Raw genomic sequence first — 17,218 nt, forward strand, 5'->3', positions numbered from 1 at the left:
TTCTTTCTAAATCAAAAGAATCCTTGTTTGTTTTCGCTGTAGCTCACAAGCATATTTTTCGTTTGCTGGTAATGATCAAGCATCATTTTGTGGTTTTCACGTCCAACACCAGACATTTTGTATCCGCCAAATGCTGCATGGGCAGGATATTGGTGATAGCAGTTCGTCCACACACGGCCCGCTTGAATGCCGCGGCCGAAACGGAAAGCAGTATTCGTATCGCGTGTCCAAATGCCCGCTCCTAAGCCGTACAGCGTATCGTTTGCAAGTTCAAGCGCTTCTTCTTTTGTTTTGAACGTCGTTACTGAAACAACCGGCCCAAAAATTTCTTCTTGGAAAATGCGCATTTTGTTATTGCCTTTAAATACAGTCGGTTTGATGTAATAGCCTTCCGCTAAATCGCCTTCCAGCATATTGCGGTCGCCGCCAATCAGCACTTCTGCGCCTTCTTGCTTGCCGATGTCCAAGTAAGACATGATTTTTTCCATTTGCTCTTGGGAAGCTTGCGCTCCCATCATTGTTTCCGGATCAAGCGGATTTCCGATTTTAATCGCTTCTACCCGTTTCAGCGCCCGTGCCATAAACTCTTCGTAAATGTCTTCCTGAATCAATACACGGGATGGGCACGTACATACTTCCCCTTGATTTAATGCAAACATGACAAAGCCTTCAATGGCTTTATCCAAGAACGCATCGTCTTGGTCCATAATGTCTTTAAAGAAGATGTTCGGCGATTTCCCGCCCAATTCCAATGTAACCGGAATTAAGTTTTGCGAAGCATATTGCATAATCATTCGTCCGGTTGTTGTTTCACCGGTGAATGCGACTTTGCTGATGCGCGGGCTTGAAGCTAGTGGTTTCCCGGCTTCTAAACCGAAACCGTTAACGATATTTAAAACGCCTGGAGGCAATAAATCGCCAACCAACTCTGCCCATACAAGAATGCTGGCAGGTGTCTGCTCAGCCGGTTTCAAGACGACGCAGTTTCCTGCTGCAAGTGCCGGCGCCAATTTCCACGTTGCCATTAATAAAGGGAAATTCCACGGAATGATTTGTGCGACTACGCCGAGTGGTTCATGGAAATGATAAGCAACCGTATCTTCGTCAATTTGGCTGATCGATCCTTCTTGTGCACGGATGACTCCAGCAAAATAGCGGAAATGGTCAATCGCTAAAGGCAAATCCGCATTCAATGTTTCACGGACAGCTTTACCGTTGTCCCACGTTTCAGCGACAGCCAACATTTCAAGGTTCTGCTCCATGCGGTCTGCGATTTTCAGCAAAATGTTTGAGCGCTCTGTCGTAGACGTTTTACCCCACGCCACTTTTGCTGCATGCGCAGCATCCAAAGCCGCTTCCACATCTTCCGCTGTTGAGCGGGCAATTTCAGTGAACTTTTTGCCGTTGACTGGAGAAACATTGTCAAAATACTGGCCTTTAATCGGCGCTTTCCATTCTCCATTTATAAAGTTCTCATACCGGCTCTTGAATGAACTCTTCGCCCCTTCAGTGTTCGGTGTAGCATAAACCATTACCATTCTGTTTCCTCCCTTAAATCATATTGCCGAAAAGTATGCGCTTACATTCATCTGTTTTCACGCATACAATAGACGGCTTCTCTTCCATATTGTCAAATTTATTAGAAAATTGCAACTGTTTTTTGAAATTTAATAACGTAACCCTTCCGTTTTGTTCATTGCGGTTAAAGGGTATAATAAGAAAACATTCATGAAATATAAAAGCGAAGGGAATTTCTTATGCGAATCAATAAATTTTTAAGTGAAACCGGAATAACATCACGCCGCGGAGCTGATAAATTCATCGAAGACAAGCGGGTCACCATCAATGGCGCTTTAGCTGAACTCGGAAGCAAAGTGGCGCCCGGCGATGAAGTGAAAGTGGACGGTAAACTCATCGAACAGCCAAAGCAACAATACGTATATATCGCGCTTAATAAACCCGTAGGCATCACCAGCACTACCGAGCGCCACATTAAAGGCAATATTGTTGATTTTGTCAATCATTCTTTGCGGATTTTTCATGTTGGCCGACTGGATAAAGACTCGGAAGGCTTAATTTTACTGACCAATGATGGAGATATTGTCAATGAAATTCTGCGGGCAGAAAACGAACACGAAAAAGAATATGTCGTGAAAGTCGACATGCCAATCACCGATTCCTTTATTCAAAAAATGGAGGAAGGCGTAGAAATTCTCGATACAAAAACTTTGCCGGCAAAAGCCGAAAAATTGTCGAAGTATACTTTCCGCCTTACGATCAAACAAGGGTTGAACCGACAAATCCGGCGCATGTGTACAGCGCTTGGCTATGAAGTCCGCAGTTTGAAGAGGATCCGCATCATGAATATCCAACTTGGCGACTTGCCAGTTGGAGAATGGCGGGATTTGACCGACCAAGAACGGCTAGAATTATTTAAGCAATTAAACTATTCACCAAAACGTTAAGGAGGCAAGCATGTGCTGACCATTACCAACACCCCACTTCATACCGGCGTCAAGATCAGCGGCGATTATTTTGATCTGGATGAACTAAATCAGGCAATTTACCATGTCGTCGGAGACGAAGAGAAATATTACGATTTCGCCGGCCCAAGAATGCGGATTCTCGGCGTTTCTTATGAAATCCGGCATGCGGCTCAAGGCGATCGCAACATCGAACAGGTATTTAACGGACTTCATGAACACGCCAAAAAGCAGCACCGTTTTATCGCGCCGGATAAAAACATCTATTTCTCAGTAGAAATTCTTTGGCCGGAAATCTTGTTTACAGCGATTGCGTTGAAAGACTTTGTCCGCTTGTACCGCAAAGACGCCAAAAATGCGGAATGGGATATTTATCTTCCTGTTATTTCCCGTTTTCAAGCTTTGATTCTCGACTGCCTTCACGGGCAAGTCGAAGAGCAAGTTTACCAAACAGTTGTTCAAGCATACACTCAAGCCGTTCTTGGCGAAGAATACGCGGTGCAGTATATCGACTTTTTGAATTTAAAATACTTGGGATTATCGAAATCGGAGCGGGAGAAAATGCTCCCAGCTTTTGCCGGAAAAATCGCCGTGCAAGATGCAGACTACCAAACATTCCGCCAGCAAGTGCTGGCTGCCGCAAATCCATCAAAAATGGCCCTTCACGAAATTCGGCTGCAAGCGGACTATCCGGAAAAAATTGAATGGTAAAGAACAAAAAAGACTTACGCTCTTTTGGCGTAAGCCTTTTTTGTTTAACGTTGAATTTGCATCACAATTAAATCACAGGCGCTTTCCGCTTTTAAACTGTGTTTTTCAAGCGGCTCCATATGCAGCAGATTTTCCGGCCTTACTTGTACCGCTTCTCCTTCTACCGTAAAAGAAACTTCGCCGCTCCTAACAATAATGACCACATCCGCATCAACAGCATGTTCCGCTATCATTTCTCCTTGCTGCATTTGAATGTTCAAAATCGTGGTTTTCTGAAAGGAAGCCGCTTTTTGGATATGTTTTTTCTTTTCATTCAACATAAAAGGCGTTTTCTTCAAGTCCATTTCATCACCACTCCTTCATCTTCGTTTGTATCCTATCCCCTGCCAGCTGCAATCAAAACATAAGCCCCTTTGCTAGTTCGTTTAATACCAAAGGCAAGGCGGGTATATTCTATACAAGAAGGTCTCAAGATTTTTTCTAGCAAGTCTTTATAAGTCAAGAAAACTCAGACGAAATTCAGGAGTGATAATCGATGAAAAAACTGTTCATATTGGTTTCACTGCCGCTTTTTTTAGCCGCGTGCGGAGGCGAAGAAAATCCGGAAACCAGCCAGGAAAGCCAAACGGAAGTATCTGCCCCCGAAGGCGAATTTGATCCTACTGCACCTGAAGAAGTTGACGAAGCAGAGCCGGCTACTTTCACGGCGTTGGCGAATGGCGATATTTCCGATGGCGAACCCGTTATACTGGCAGGCAAAGTTGCGGAGCTGACAGACGACAATGCATTTCCTGCGTTCATCTTGACCGATGGCGAACACAAAGTATATATCCGCAATATGGCTGAAACTTCAGTAGCTGTGGATGATTCTGTTACAGTCCATGGCATTTATGAAGGCGTAACCGAAGACAGCATGCCGCTCGTGTCGGTATCGATCATTGAAGCGCAATAAAAAGACGGTCTCATAGAGGCCGCCTTTTTTAATGCTGGGAATTCAGTGTCTGTCAGGTTCTGCAGGTTCTGAAACGTCATCTAAAGCAATTTCTGCGTTATCGTATGTTTTGTCTTTCACTGCAATATCCCCTAAAGACACAATGCCAACAATTTTATTGCCTTCCACAATGGGCAGGCGCCGGATTTGATGTTGGGACATTAAGTTTGCTGCATCTTCCGTTGACATATCGGTGGTGCCAGTCACAGTTTCAGAAGACAAGATTTCAGAAATTGGTCGATCTAACGATAGTTGTTCAGCAATGCCGCGCGTGACAATATCACGGTCCGTCACAATGCCTACCAGTTCATTCTTATTCGTAATTGGAATCGATCCTACATCCAAATCCCGCATTCTTGTTGCAACTTCCTGAATTGTCGCTTCTGATGAGCAAGTGTCCACATCGGTCGTCATAATTTCAGTGATTTTCATAATTGCAGCCTCCCTAAAATAGTCATTCCTGTCTTTTCAGAGCGCCAAGTACCCGCTGCATGATTTTCACGTCATCTATTATTCCACTCCCGGCCGCCATGCCCCCTTTCCTTTTCTCTATCTATCTTTATCCGTTTTCAAACGAAAAAAACATCTTTGGAAAAGAAAAATGGCTCCGGTGCAAAGCACCGAAGCATCTTCTCGTAACCTAATCGTTTATTATTCAACCAGTTGAATAAACTGGCGCGTCCGTTCATTTTTCGGATTTTCAAAAAATGTTTTTGGATCGGCGGATTCAATAATGGTGCCTTTATCAATCATAACAACGCGGTCAGCCACTTCTTTTGCGAATTTCATTTCATGGGTTACCACAACCATTGTCATGCCTTCTTCCGCCAGCTGCTTCATAACTTGCAGCACTTCCCCTACGAGTTCAGGGTCAAGAGCTGAAGTCGGTTCATCAAATAGCATTACTTTCGGCTGCATAGCCAACGAACGGGCGATGGCCACACGCTGCTTTTGGCCTCCGGAAAGCTTGCTTGGGTAGACGTCCGCTTTATCGCGAAGCCCTACTTTTTCAAGCAGCTCCAATCCCAGTTTTCGGGCATTGTCTTTTTTCATTTTCTTAACCGTAATTGGCGCTTCCATGACATTTTCCAAAACAGTTTTATGCGGAAACAGATTGAAATGCTGGAATACCATGCCAACTTCAGCGCGGATTTTCGTTAAATTGTCTTTTTTCGGATCAATCGTATGTCCGTCGATGGTTATTTTTCCTTCGTTGATCATTTCTAAAAAGTTGAAGCAGCGAAGCAGCGTGCTTTTGCCTGAACCGCTGACTCCCACCAAAACGACTACTTCTTGTGGATTCACATGCAAATCCACGCCTTTTAGCACTTCTAGATCTCCAAAGGATTTATGGATATTTTCTGCTGTAATCATAGTCATCCTCCTCAGGCTCTGTCGACATCGAGTTTGTTTTCATACAAACGCAACAGGAATGTAAATATCATGACGAGCACCAAGTAGTAAAGCGCAACGACCAAGAATGATTCAAATGGCTGATAAGACTGCGCAGCTTCCCGGTTTCCAAGCGAGAAGATTTCGGATACCCCGATAATATAAACGAGCGATGAATCTTTTAACGTAATAATAAACTGGTTGCCAAGCGGTGGAATCGAACGGCGCAACGCCTGCGGGAACACGATGCGGCTCATGGTCTGCTGCCGGTTCATGCCAAGCGACATACTCGCTTCACGCTGGCCTGGGTCTACACCTTGGATAGCGCCGCGGAAAATTTCTGCAATATAGGCACCGTTATGGACGCCGAGCGCAATCGCACCGGCCCAGAAGTTATCCATCGTGTAAATTTCAACAATTCCGAAATACAAAAACATAATTTGCACAATCAATGGCGTTCCGCGAATAATTGTAATATATATATTTGCGATTGCCCGCAAAATTTTCGATCCTGAAATTTTCATTAAAGCAAAAATCAGTCCGATAACGGTTCCGAGAATAACCCCTACAGCTGTCAGCTCCAAAGTGACGAGCGTAGCTTCTAGGAATCCTGGATAAGTTCGCATAAACACTTCATACACCGTTACAAATATCTCTGGCATTGGCTCTTCACTCCTCCTTATTTCACTTGCTTATTCTAATACTTTAATGCCTTCGATATCTGTATCGAGGAGGTTGCGGCCAAACCATTTATTGGATATTTCTTCATAAGTGCCATTTTCTACGATGGCAGCTAAAGCTTTATTTACTTCTTCAAGCAATGCTTTATCATCTTTGCGCACAGCCACAGCAGCTTTTTCAATCCACAGCGGCTCGCCGATCATTTTTACTGCAAGCCCTGTGTTTTGCGCTTCAAAACCGACAACGTCTGAAGTGATAACTGCATCTAAGCGGCCCTCGATTGCTAAGTCTTGCAAAGCAACAACATCGCTGTTGTAATACTGAATGTCTTCTGTATATTCTTGCGCGGCTGTGTCATACGTACTTTGTCCTACTACGCCAATCTTTTTGCCTTCTAGATCGGCTTCTGATTTAATTTCTTCATTGCCTTCATGGACGAAAATTGCACCGCCTGAATAATAATAAGGATCCGAAAAGCTTACTTGTTCCGCACGCTCTTTTGTAATAGCCAAAGAACCAAGAATAGCGTCATAACGGTTTGTCGTTAAGCCTTGGATAATCGTTTCAAAAGGAGTTGTAACCGGATTCGGTTCCAAGCCCATTTCTTCTGAAAGCGCATTTCCGATTTCAATATCAAATCCTGTCAAGTTGCCGCCTTCCTCAAAACTGAAAGGTTTGTATAGCCCACTAGAAGCCGTGGTGAACTTTCCTTCTTCCATCAATTTCAATTCGCCGCCCTCAGAAGTCTCCTCAGAGCCCCCACAAGCTGACGTGATCAAACCAGCAGATAAAATGATACTTAAAAACGATAATTTCTTTTTCATTATTTTCTCCCCTTTTTTCTATAATTTACCGAAACAAAAACACATTTCGGGACTTTCCAATAAGGAAAATGCATTAATAAAAGACGTCCTTGTCTCTGTAGACAGCTTCCAAATCCATCAAATTCCCTTTTACTTTCGCATGTTCTTTAACATAGACAAAGCGCATGATAGAAGTTAATAAGGCATGTACGGCAGTATAAGAATCGATGTTCAAGTTTGAGTTCACCGAAACGGCAATGGCGATATCCGAATAGGCAACCGCCGGCGATTCGAGGGAATCTGTCAGAACGACCACTTCTGCTCCAGCTTCTTTGGCCGTCTTCAACGTTTCCATCACTGCTTTTGTATACCGGGGAAAAGCAAAAGCAATCACAACATCCGTCGCCTCTAATTTTGACAGCACACTAAAATACCGGCTATCTGAAGGCATGAGCAATTCGCTAAAGCCCAACGCAAGATTTAGCCATGTTGAAAACCAATGAGCCAAGCCAAAATCAAAAAAATTGCTTGTAATGTAAATGCGTTCTGCCCGGCTGATGGCCTCTACTATTTGAAGCAGCTTTTCTTCATCGATGGATTTCTTCATTTTTACAAGGCTTGAGATATCAGCATCCAAAAGGTTTTCCAAAAACGACTTTTCGTCCGGCTCCAATTTTTCCTGTTCGATCTTCCCAAGGCGTTCTTCAGCTAATTTCCGCTGAAGCACCTGCTGAAATTCCGCATACCCTCTATAGCCTAACTTTTGCGCCCATCGAATCACCGTAGATTCACTGACATTCACCCGCCTGCCAACTTCTAAAGCAGAAGAAAATGCAAGATAAATGGGTTCTTGAAAAAAAAGATCGCATACCTTTTTTTGCCCAGAACTAAAACTCTTATACGAACTCTCTATATTCCGCATTAAATCCTGCAAAAATACTCCTCCACATCAAAAATAAGCTTAAACATCTAAAAAAATTATAATATAATGCAGGAATTCCTGCAATGTTTCTCTGAAAATTAATCTAATTTAATTTCCGCAAACAATTTTCGAATTTTTTCTTCAAGGCAAGAAGCGTTTATTGGCTTCTTTTTGCCCAGTTTGTCTTATGAGAAAAGGAAGGGTATAAATTCAATTAATTATTCGAATTAAGGAAGTTTGATGCAGAATATTTTAATGTGAACTTAGAAAAAAGATTCCCTAGAACTGGGACTATTAAACTCTTCATTCATTCTTTTGCTAAAAGACAAGCAAAAAACTATAAAAAATTACTGATTTTCACGATTAAAGGTGTATATGTCGGGCACAAAACCTCTATAATTATCATGCAAATTTTCCATAGGTGTACTTTTCACTCATATTTGATTCCATAATTTTTTATATGCATTAGCTCGTTCCAGAGTGCGCCAAGTTTTAAATAAAATAAATAGAGGTATAACGAACTAACTACTACACCACTTAATAAGGAAGGGAGTGAGCTCATGAAAGCATTAAATCAAGTTGTCCTCGTCTTGCTGATTATTGGAGGCGTGAATTGGCTATTGGTCGGATTGTTCTCGTTCGATCTAGTGGCAGCCATTTTTGGGGGCGAGGTTGGAGAGAAATCTACTTTTTCAAGAATCATTTACACAATTGTCGGCCTTTGTGCATTGTATGCTTTTAGATTCTTGCCATTAGTCAATCACGACCATCACCATGACTCCGTTCGCCGATAATCTTTCTTTCGAAGATCTGCTATCCCTAATTGGTTGGCAGATCTTTTTTGTCTACAAAAAATGTGTAAATCGCTTCCGCCATAAATGATTCTATTTATTTAGTTAAACGAATTTTTATTAGTATATTTTTCCTTTTTTGCTTTATCCCTCTAGTAAAACCAGTTTCTATAGAGTATGTTTTGAATGTTGAGAAAATTAGAACTCTAGGAGGAATTTGGTTGAAGACGAAGATGATTGCAAGCACGGCCATGGCAGCTATTCTTGGGTTTAGTGCTATGACGGTGGGTGGATTTTCCACTGCCCCAACGGCTCAGGCAGAAACAGCTTTATCCCAGTTTAAAGCATCGAAAGGCGGCACTCCTGCAGATATCGGGATTGCCAATGATGACCGTTTAGTTGAAATGCTCAAGAAAGAAGGCATCATTTCTCAAAAAGCGACTCCTGCCCAAATTGAAAAAGCCTTGGACAAGTACAAAGAAGCTAAAGAAGCGTCAATTACTTCGAGTGACAAAGGAAATTCTGTCTTCTCCAAGAAAAACGACCAGCATTTGAAAGAAAAAGCCAAAAATAAAAAGTTCAAAAACGGCAAAGCCAGCAAAGCTAAAAAAACAAAACTCGATTCAATCGATGAAGAATATTACGAAGGTGCAGTGCGCGAAGACAAAGTGCTCGTGCTTGCCATTGACTTCCCCGACTACGCAAAAAGCTCAATCACCCAAGAAGAAACCGATATGTTCTACGAAGACTATACACATGAACATTTCCAAAACATGATTTTTGGAGAAAAAGGCTATAAAGGGCCAAAAGGCCAAAAATTCGTCTCCATGAAACAATTTTATGAAGAGCAGTCCGGCGGCAGCTACACAATGGACGGCACGGTTGCTGGCTGGTACACCGCTGACCACCCTGCCGCTTACTACGGCGGCAACGTGCCGGCTCCAGACGGCAGCGATGCAAGAGCCAGAGAACTGGTCTTTGAAGCGTTGAAAAAAGCCGGCCAAGATCCTGAAGTCGACTTGTCGGAATATGATGCTTGGGACCGCGACGACTATGATGGAGACGGCACATACAATGAACCCGATGGCATCATCGACCACTTGATGGTTATCCATGCAGGAGTCGGCGAAGAAGCAGGCGGCGGCAAATTGGCTGGAGATGCAATCTGGTCCCATCGCTGGAACCTTGGCAGTTTAGTGGGCGTACCGGGAGGCACATCAAACAGTGATCGTTTTGGCGGCAAATTGGGAGCATATGATTACACCATTGAACCTGAAGATGGAGCGGCCGGCGTATTTGCACACGAATTCGGCCATGACCTCGGCCTTCCGGATGAATACGATACGCAATACTCGGGGACTGGCGAAGCAGTTGCGTACTGGTCGATCATGGCCAGCGGCAGTTGGTCAGGAGATGTTCCGGGGACAGAACCAACTGGATTCAGCCCGTACGCAAAAGAATTTTTACAAGCAGCCCATGGCGGCAACTGGTTGAGCGGAACAAGCGTCGATGCCAAATACGTAACTAAGACTGGCACGTCCGTATTGCTTGATGAAGCGGCAACGAAAGGCACCAATAACGATGCCGTGCGCGTCAATTTACCGAATAAAATTACGAAAGTCAACACTCCTGCAAGTGGAAGCAAAGAATACTTCAGCGGCAAAGGCAATAACTTAAACAATTCATTGTCCGTAAAAGTCGATTTGACAAAATCAAAAACGGCCGCACTTAAATTCAAAGCTTGGTACGACATCGAAAAAGACTGGGATTACGCGTCCGTTAAAGTGAATGGCAAGACCATCAAAGGCAATATCACGACCACTGAAAATCCAAATGCCCAAAATCCGGGAGACGGCATTACCGGCACTTCCAATGGCTGGGTGGATGCAAGCTTTGACTTGTCCCAATACGCCGGCCAATCCGTTACGGTCGAGCTGAACTATTGGACCGATCCTTATACCGCACAAGCCGGTTTTTATGCAGATGATTTGGTAATTACAGCAGATGGCAAAACAATCGTTTCGGATAACGCAGAAAAAACGCCAGTGTTCACACTTGCCGGCTTTACTCAAGACAATGGAACCGTTGCGACTGAGCATTATTACTTGCTCGAGTGGCGCTCTCATAACGGCGTCGATGAAGGACTTGCAAACATCCGCCGCGGCGCAAGCTTGATGACTTATGACAAAGGGCTTGTTGTCTGGTATGTCGATCCTTCTTACGATGACAACTGGACCGGTTTGCATCCAGGCGAAGGCTTCCTTGGCGTAGTTGATGCCGACCAGCACACGAACTATTGGAGCGACGGTTCTCCTGGCGCTACTCGCTATCAATTGAACGATGCGGCATTCAGTTTGAAGAAAACTTCTAAAATGTTCTTGGATTACCGTGATTTGCTCGGTCTTACGCTGAAGGATACGCACACAAAGAACACGCCTTTATTCGATGACCGTGTCAACTACAGCAATCCGGGAATGGTCGATGCCGGACGCAACGTACCGACATATGGATTGAAATTCAAGGTGACCGGAGAAAGCAAAGACGGCACTGTCAGCGAAGTGCTGATCTACAAATAACTAATATCCTGCATGGCCATCCGGCTGTGCAGGATTTTTTTGCATAGAAAAAGCCGGACCCTTTGAAGGACCGGCTTTTTACGATTATTTTAAAACTTTGACTTTTACGTTTTTGCGGCCCCATTTGAGCGCCTGGCTTTTCGAAGAAATAAACACATCAATCTTTTTCCCTTTAATTGCGCCGCCAGTATCGCCGGCAACTGCGTATCCATATCCCTGAACATGAACTTTTGTGCCAAGTTTGATGACTTTCGGATCTACAGCAATAACTTTCAAGTTAGGGTTTTTCTTTAAATTAAGTCCTGTTCTAGTAATGCCCGAGCATCCTTTGCATGATGCCGTGTAGGCTGTTGAGGATACGGTAATTTCTTTCGCTACAGTATCTCCGGTAGAGCGGGAAGGAGTTTTCTTTTTAGCAGCTGGTTTTGTTAATTTTAGTTTTTGTTTTGGGTGAATGGTGCTTGATTTTAAACCATTCCAAGATTTCAGGTTTGTCACGCTGACTTTTGTTGTTTTAGAAATTTTATATAGTGTGTCTCCACTTTTCACGGTATATGTACTTGATGCAGCTGAACTTTCTAGTGAGGTTCCAAAGAATAAAATCAGTGCAAAACTCATTACGATTAGTAGTTTTTTCAAGCTGTTCTCTCCTTTGTTTGTGTTTAGCAAGTACAAACAAAATAACACGTGAAGATTACAGTCTTGTAACAAAGCCACTCCGATTTGGTTACAGTTTGACTAATTTTCATGACATATTCACTAGCTCAGGCTCATTTAATTCCAAATAACGGGACTTATCTAAACCTATCAACAGGGAAAGAATCGCCGCTTCGTATCATTATTCCCCGGGAAATGTCAGTTTTCCAAGAAAAAAAACGCCGTTTTAACGGCGTTTTATCTTTTTATCATTTATTTGCTTTATGAACTTTCAAGGTTTTGCCTTTGACCGTTTTTTCTTTCATAGCCTTCAAAACCATTGGCCCTTTGCCATTTAAAATGTCAATATAGGTAACGGTATCCTGGATTTTGATGATGCCAATATCTTCAGCGGTAACGCCTGGAATGCTCGTCAACGTGCCAACAAAATCAACTGCGCGCAGTTTCTTTTTCTTGCCGCCGTTGAAGTATAATTTCAAAATGTCTTTGTTTACTTGTTCGTTTTTGTTTTTCTTCAGCTGCGGGCGGCTTTCCAGTTTTGCTTGGAAAGCGTCTCTTGCTTCCCGGACTTCTTCAGTTGAAGGAGCCAGCTTTTGAGGAATTTCGAAACCGATAAACGATTCAATTTCCCGCAAGAATTTTTCTTCATGCGGCGTCACAAATGTGATCGCTTTTCCTTTTTTTCCCGCCCGTCCAGTCCGCCCTGCCCGGTGGACATAGCTTTCTTTCTCTAACGGAATGTCGTAGTTGATAACATGTGTGATGCTGTCGATGTCTATGCCGCGCGCTGCCACGTCAGTAGCCACCAAATAACGGAATTCGCCTCGCTTGAATTCATTCATAACGGCAAACCGGTCTTCTTGCATCATGCCGCCATGCAGTTTGTCTACCGTATAATCATGCTTTTCAAGTTCGTCCACTACATAGTCGACGTTGTCTTTCGTCCGGCAGAAAATGATGCAGCTGTCCGGGTTTTCGACAACTGTGACGTTTTGAAGCAGGGAAAACTTTTGCTGCTCGGAAACTGTATAAAGAGAATGTTCAATTTGGTCTGTCAACGTTTCAGTTGATGCAATTTCCACATGCTGCGGATTGTTCATGTACTTGCGCTGCAAATTCGCGACATTTTCCGGAAGCGTCGCGGAAAACAGCATCGTCGTCCGCTGTTTCGGCAGCTTTTGAATAATCGCTTCAACTTGTTCAATAAATCCCATGTTGAGCATTTCATCCGCTTCATCGAGCACCAAGTATTCGATGCGGTCAATGTTTAACGTCCCGCGTTCCAAATGGTCCAGAACGCGCCCAGGAGTCCCAACGACGATATGGCATTTCTGTTTCAGTTCCGCCTGTTGATAAGCAAATGGCTGCTTGCCGTAGACAGCCGCTGCTTTAATGCGCTTGAACCGGCCAATATTAGTGATGTCTTCTTTTACTTGGTCCGCAAGTTCACGCGTAGGCGTCAATACGAGCGCCTGCGGCTTGTTCTCTTCCCACTCCACCAGTTCGCATAGCGGAATGCCGAATGCAGCCGTTTTTCCGCTTCCGGTTTGAGACTTTACTGTTACGTCAGTCTTGGCAAGTGCAAGCGGAATGACCTTTTCCTGAACCTCGGTTGGTTCGGTATACCCGAGTCCTTCGAGCGTGCGCAAAATAGGGGCGCTTATCCCGTAATCTGTAAAATGTTTGTTCGTCATATTATTAACTCCTTCTCCGTTCAAAAATAACTATATCCTTTTATTATGCCACGGAATTGTGCAATTGTTCATTAAACATTTATTAAGTTTTATGCTATCGAAAAAATCCAGCAAAGGCATTTACCTCTACTGGATCTCCTTATTTCATTGGTCGATCAAACTGACGGATACTTTGACATCCAACGACTGGCTGCCGCCCCGGTATACGCCTTGCACGGGACTCACATCGTTATAGTCCCGTCCGACTCCCACCCGGATGTGGTGTTCGAGCGCTTCCACATTGTTGGTAGGATCGAGGCCGACCCAGCCGATTCCGGGAACCATCACTTCGACCCAGGCATGGCTCGCCGCATCGCCGACCAAGGCCGAATTTTCGCCGACGTACAAATAGCCGCTGACATAACGGGCCGGGATGTTTTTATTGCGCAAAATGCCCAGCATCACGTGGGTGATGTCTTGGCAGACCCCTTTCATCAAACTGAACGATTCTTCGGCTTTCGTGGAAACGTTTGTCGATTCGCCGTCATACGTAAAGTGATTGTTTAAATACCCCATCACATCAATGGCATATTGGACGGGATTGGTCATTTCGCCCAGCCGCTCATCCACTTGGTTCATTTGATCAGGCGATATATACGTGTAAGCTGTATTGCTTAAGTAAGCCAGATAATGTTCGCTGAATAATTGGGAATGGAAAATTGCATTCATTTCAGGCGAATAATCAATCCGGTGTATGAACGGGCTTTTTTGGATGCTGACAATCGAAGAAGTCTTCACTTCCAATTGCCGGTGATGTTCCGCAATGAAAAACGTTTCCACGTGATTTCCCCAAATATCCACATGCTCTTTCGTTACAGAAGCAGGAGCAATTTCAGCACGATAAGAAAGCAGGCGCTGACATTCGTCTGTTCTTGGCTTTAAGCGGATTGAATTCATGCTTTGGTCGACAATCGTCTCGTATTCAAAAACATTCGTATGCTCAATTTTATATTTCATAGAAGTAATTCCTTTCGTACCCAACGTTTGCGTTTGCGATTGAGTTTGGGCTGTTTGTATTTCGGCTTCAGCAGGGTCAATTAAATAATAGGTTTTGGAAAAAATTTCACCAATTTCGTTGCAGCCGTTTTGGAACTGATTTAAAAAATCCATCATTTCATCTGACGATAATTCTTCTATACTGATCTGATCAAAATCGGTCCGCAGCTGATCCAATTTTGCGAACAGCTCCCATGAGTAATGCGAAACTTTTCCTCCTTCCAACTCATCTACTGCTTCCCGCACATGGTCAAGGCAGTAAATGATGGAACGAGGAAACGCCCGATTCGAAATCAGGAAACACAGCACCTTGTTTGCATCCATTCTCGGGGGATTGGCTTTCAAATACGCTTCATAGCCATTGGTCATCCGGAGTGCCGCGAGCCAATAATAATAATCTTCAGTCTGCTCTTCACGTTCCCGCTCCCGAGTGCGTTCGCAGACCACGTTTAAAATGCGGGCGGTTTTTTCTGCGCGCTCCAGCCACTTGCCAATTTTCAGCATCTGGTAGGAGACGCCGCGCGACATGGCTGATTCCACAATTCCCTGGGAAGTCAGTGAAGTCATTTTCACGCGGTTTAGAAATTTGCGGATATCGCGCGTGGAGACCGGGCCATTCAGCATTTCCTGCATAGCCAAATAACAGCTGTTCCAGGATTCCCAATAATCATCGGTAATGTGGTCGCGGCTGATTCTGGCATTCTCTCTCGCCATACGGATACAAGTGGCTACTGAACTTAAGTTTTCTTCTGATAAAGCCAAGTATTCGACCAGCTGTTCTTCACCATAAGCCGGACCCGACTTGATTTGCTGCATCATTTCAGTAGAGGCGCAAATCTCAAAAATCAGTTTCCAATCTCCTTCACGAGGCAGTTCTTCATCTGAAGCTTCAATCATCTGCAGCAGCTGTACGTCTAAAATACGGGCGTTGCTCTCAGCTCTCTCGGCATTCCTGGACATCCAATACAACGAATTTGCAACTCGGCTAAGCATTAAAGAACCCCCTTGTCATCTTTGAATACCCATGTATCTTTCCCGCCGCCGCCTTGGGAAGAATTTACGACAAGCGATCCTTCTTTCAGCGCCACGCGCGAAAGACCGCCTGGCAGGACGCGCGTTTCTTTGCCTCTCATGACAAACACGCGCAAATCCACGTGGCACGGGTAAAAACTCTTTCCTTGAAAAGCAGGTGCCCGCGATAATTTAATCGTCGGCTGGGCAATGTACTGATGGGGAGTTTCAATGATTTTCGCCCGAAATTCTTCTATCAGCTCGGGCGTTGCATGCGGACCGATCAGCATATCATAGCCGCCAGATGCGCCCACGTTTTTCACAACAAGCTCTTCTAAATGGTCGAGCACCCAGTCCCGTTCCTCCGGGTTGCCCAACAAATAAGTTTTAACGTTATCAATGATCGGTTCTTCTTTTAAATAATAGCGGATCATGTCCGGCACATAAGCGTAAATCGCTTTGTCGTCGGCAACGCCATTGCCGATGCCGTTCAAGATGGCAACATTTCCTTTGCGGTAGGCGCCAACCAACCCCGGGACGCCTAAAGCTGAATCTTCCCGGAAAGCTTCCGGATCCAGAAAATCATCGTCAATGCGGCGGTAAATGATATCCACACGCTTGAGCCCACGGATTGATTTCATATAGACGAGGTGGTCTTTGACAAGAAGATCGCGCCCTTCCACCAGGTCTATGCCCATTTGCTGCGCTAAGAACACATGGTCATAATACGCTGAATTGAACATGCCGGGCGTCAGCAAAACCGCAAAAGGCTTGTCTTTTCGAGATGCTGGCGCATGGTCCAAAATCGCTTCGTGCAAATGCGACAGCTGGTGTTCAAGCGTTTCAATCGCGTGTTTCGCAAAAAACTCCGGATATACTTGCCGCATCACATACCGGTTTTGATACACATACGACATGCCCGATGGATTCCGCAAATTATCTTCCAATACGTGATATTTTCCACTTTCATCCCGAATTAAATCAATTCCCGCTAAAAAAATATGGTTTTGCAGCGGAATATCGATCCCTTTGACTTGCTTGGCGTAATAATACGGGTTTTCTTCGATTAGGTTTCTTGGAATGACTCTGTCTTCGAGGATTCGCTGGTTGTGGTAAATGTCTTCTAGAAAAAGGTTGAGGGCTTCGGTGCGCTGAATCATGCCTTTTTCAATGGTCTTCCATTCGTCAGGAGAAATAATAATGGGAACAAAATCAAATGGCATGGTCCGCTCTGTGCCGACATTGTTGTTATAAACCGTAAACGTGATTCCTTGCCTTAAAAAGGAAAGTTGTGCAGTTTCGTGTTTTTCTTTTAGTTCATCTTCTGAAAAACGAGAAAGAATCTCATGAAATTTTTGGTAATGGGGTTTTGGCTTTCCTTCAGGAGTAAACATTTCATCAAAAAACGGACTGGCCGTATACGATTTAAACATAGAAGTTCCCCTCTCAATTTATGGAATTTTCAATTAAA

General features: G+C 44.1%; 16 protein-coding genes. 5 read left to right on the forward strand and 11 right to left on the reverse strand.

Annotation, left to right across the window (positions count from 1 at the left end):
• Positions 1 to 11: 11 nt before the first annotated feature.
• A complete protein-coding gene (adh, locus tag ACRRQV_RS09020; RefSeq protein ID WP_432530775.1) occupies positions 12 to 1,532 on the reverse strand; it encodes an aldehyde dehydrogenase in 1,521 nt (506 codons plus the stop codon).
• Between the two features lie 225 nt (positions 1,533 to 1,757).
• On the opposite strand from adh, the gene rluF reads away from it, so the two are divergent.
• Together rluF and ACRRQV_RS09030 are read left to right on the forward strand one after the other, a co-directional pair.
• The gene (rluF, locus tag ACRRQV_RS09025; RefSeq protein WP_432529919.1) at positions 1,758 to 2,465 is read left to right on the forward strand and encodes a 23S rRNA pseudouridine(2604) synthase RluF; all 708 of its coding nucleotides are present in this window, start codon (positions 1,758 to 1,760) and stop codon (positions 2,463 to 2,465) included.
• A 12-nt stretch (positions 2,466 to 2,477) separates the two neighbouring features.
• Positions 2,478 to 3,194 (forward strand): DUF6904 family protein, encoded by a 717-nt coding sequence (locus ACRRQV_RS09030; RefSeq protein ID WP_432529921.1) that lies wholly within the window; start codon positions 2,478 to 2,480, stop codon positions 3,192 to 3,194.
• Positions 3,195 to 3,238: 44 nt separating this feature from the next.
• Here the strand turns inward: ACRRQV_RS09030 and ACRRQV_RS09035 are convergent, their stop codons facing one another.
• On the reverse strand, positions 3,239 to 3,538 hold the full coding sequence (locus ACRRQV_RS09035) for an AraC family ligand binding domain-containing protein (protein WP_432529923.1): 300 nt from the start codon (positions 3,536 to 3,538) through the stop codon (positions 3,239 to 3,241).
• 191 nt (positions 3,539 to 3,729) lie between these two features.
• Here ACRRQV_RS09035 and ACRRQV_RS09040 point away from each other — a divergent pair, with 191 nt between their 5' ends.
• On the forward strand, positions 3,730 to 4,146 hold the full coding sequence (locus ACRRQV_RS09040) for a hypothetical protein (protein ID WP_432529925.1): 417 nt from the start codon (positions 3,730 to 3,732) through the stop codon (positions 4,144 to 4,146).
• A gap of 42 nt (positions 4,147 to 4,188) precedes the next feature.
• Here the strand turns inward: ACRRQV_RS09040 and ACRRQV_RS09045 are convergent, their stop codons facing one another.
• The 5 genes from ACRRQV_RS09045 to ACRRQV_RS09065 all read right to left on the reverse strand — a co-directional run bounded on the left by ACRRQV_RS09045 (position 4,189) and on the right by ACRRQV_RS09065 (position 7,983).
• Positions 4,189 to 4,617 (reverse strand): CBS domain-containing protein, encoded by a 429-nt coding sequence (locus ACRRQV_RS09045; RefSeq protein ID WP_432529927.1) that lies wholly within the window; start codon positions 4,615 to 4,617, stop codon positions 4,189 to 4,191.
• Between the two features lie 219 nt (positions 4,618 to 4,836).
• Positions 4,837 to 5,559, reverse strand: coding sequence for an amino acid ABC transporter ATP-binding protein (locus ACRRQV_RS09050; protein WP_432529930.1), 723 nt, complete (start codon positions 5,557 to 5,559; stop codon positions 4,837 to 4,839).
• An 11-nt stretch (positions 5,560 to 5,570) separates the two neighbouring features.
• Positions 5,571 to 6,239, reverse strand: coding sequence for an amino acid ABC transporter permease (locus tag ACRRQV_RS09055; RefSeq protein WP_432529932.1), 669 nt, complete (start codon positions 6,237 to 6,239; stop codon positions 5,571 to 5,573).
• A gap of 30 nt (positions 6,240 to 6,269) precedes the next feature.
• The gene (locus ACRRQV_RS09060; protein ID WP_432529934.1) at positions 6,270 to 7,082 is read right to left on the reverse strand and encodes a transporter substrate-binding domain-containing protein; all 813 of its coding nucleotides are present in this window, start codon (positions 7,080 to 7,082) and stop codon (positions 6,270 to 6,272) included.
• Positions 7,083 to 7,155: 73 nt separating this feature from the next.
• Positions 7,156 to 7,983: a MurR/RpiR family transcriptional regulator gene (locus ACRRQV_RS09065; protein WP_432530777.1), complete on the reverse strand. Its 828-nt coding sequence runs from the start codon at positions 7,981 to 7,983 to the stop codon at positions 7,156 to 7,158.
• A 560-nt stretch (positions 7,984 to 8,543) separates the two neighbouring features.
• Here ACRRQV_RS09065 and ACRRQV_RS09070 point away from each other — a divergent pair.
• Together ACRRQV_RS09070 and ACRRQV_RS09075 are read left to right on the forward strand one after the other, a co-directional pair.
• Positions 8,544 to 8,777, forward strand: a complete 234-nt coding sequence (locus ACRRQV_RS09070; protein ID WP_432529936.1) for a DUF378 domain-containing protein — start codon at positions 8,544 to 8,546, stop codon at positions 8,775 to 8,777.
• 230 nt (positions 8,778 to 9,007) lie between these two features.
• Positions 9,008 to 11,350 (forward strand): immune inhibitor A domain-containing protein, encoded by a 2,343-nt coding sequence (locus ACRRQV_RS09075; RefSeq protein WP_432530779.1) that lies wholly within the window; start codon positions 9,008 to 9,010, stop codon positions 11,348 to 11,350.
• A gap of 84 nt (positions 11,351 to 11,434) precedes the next feature.
• Here the strand turns inward: ACRRQV_RS09075 and ACRRQV_RS09080 are convergent, their stop codons facing one another.
• From ACRRQV_RS09080 to ACRRQV_RS09095, 4 genes are all read right to left on the reverse strand, one after another.
• Positions 11,435 to 11,989, reverse strand: a complete 555-nt coding sequence (locus ACRRQV_RS09080; RefSeq protein ID WP_432529939.1) for a 3D domain-containing protein — start codon at positions 11,987 to 11,989, stop codon at positions 11,435 to 11,437.
• Between the two features lie 266 nt (positions 11,990 to 12,255).
• Entirely contained in the window at positions 12,256 to 13,701 is a 1,446-nt protein-coding gene (locus ACRRQV_RS09085; RefSeq protein WP_432529941.1) for a DEAD/DEAH box helicase, read from the reverse strand.
• A 144-nt stretch (positions 13,702 to 13,845) separates the two neighbouring features.
• Complete coding sequence (locus ACRRQV_RS09090) at positions 13,846 to 15,729, reverse strand: alpha-E domain-containing protein (protein ID WP_432529943.1); 1,884 nt, start codon at positions 15,727 to 15,729, stop codon at positions 13,846 to 13,848.
• Positions 15,729 to 17,180, reverse strand: coding sequence for a circularly permuted type 2 ATP-grasp protein (locus ACRRQV_RS09095; protein ID WP_432529945.1), 1,452 nt, complete (start codon positions 17,178 to 17,180; stop codon positions 15,729 to 15,731). Before ACRRQV_RS09095 ends, ACRRQV_RS09090 begins: the two co-directional genes overlap by 1 nt.
• Between the last annotated feature and the right edge of the window lie 38 nt (positions 17,181 to 17,218).

Origin of the sequence: Planococcus sp. YIM B11945 (genome assembly GCF_050864155.1) — a bacterium.
Classification (GTDB): domain Bacteria; phylum Bacillota; class Bacilli; order Bacillales_A; family Planococcaceae; genus Planococcus.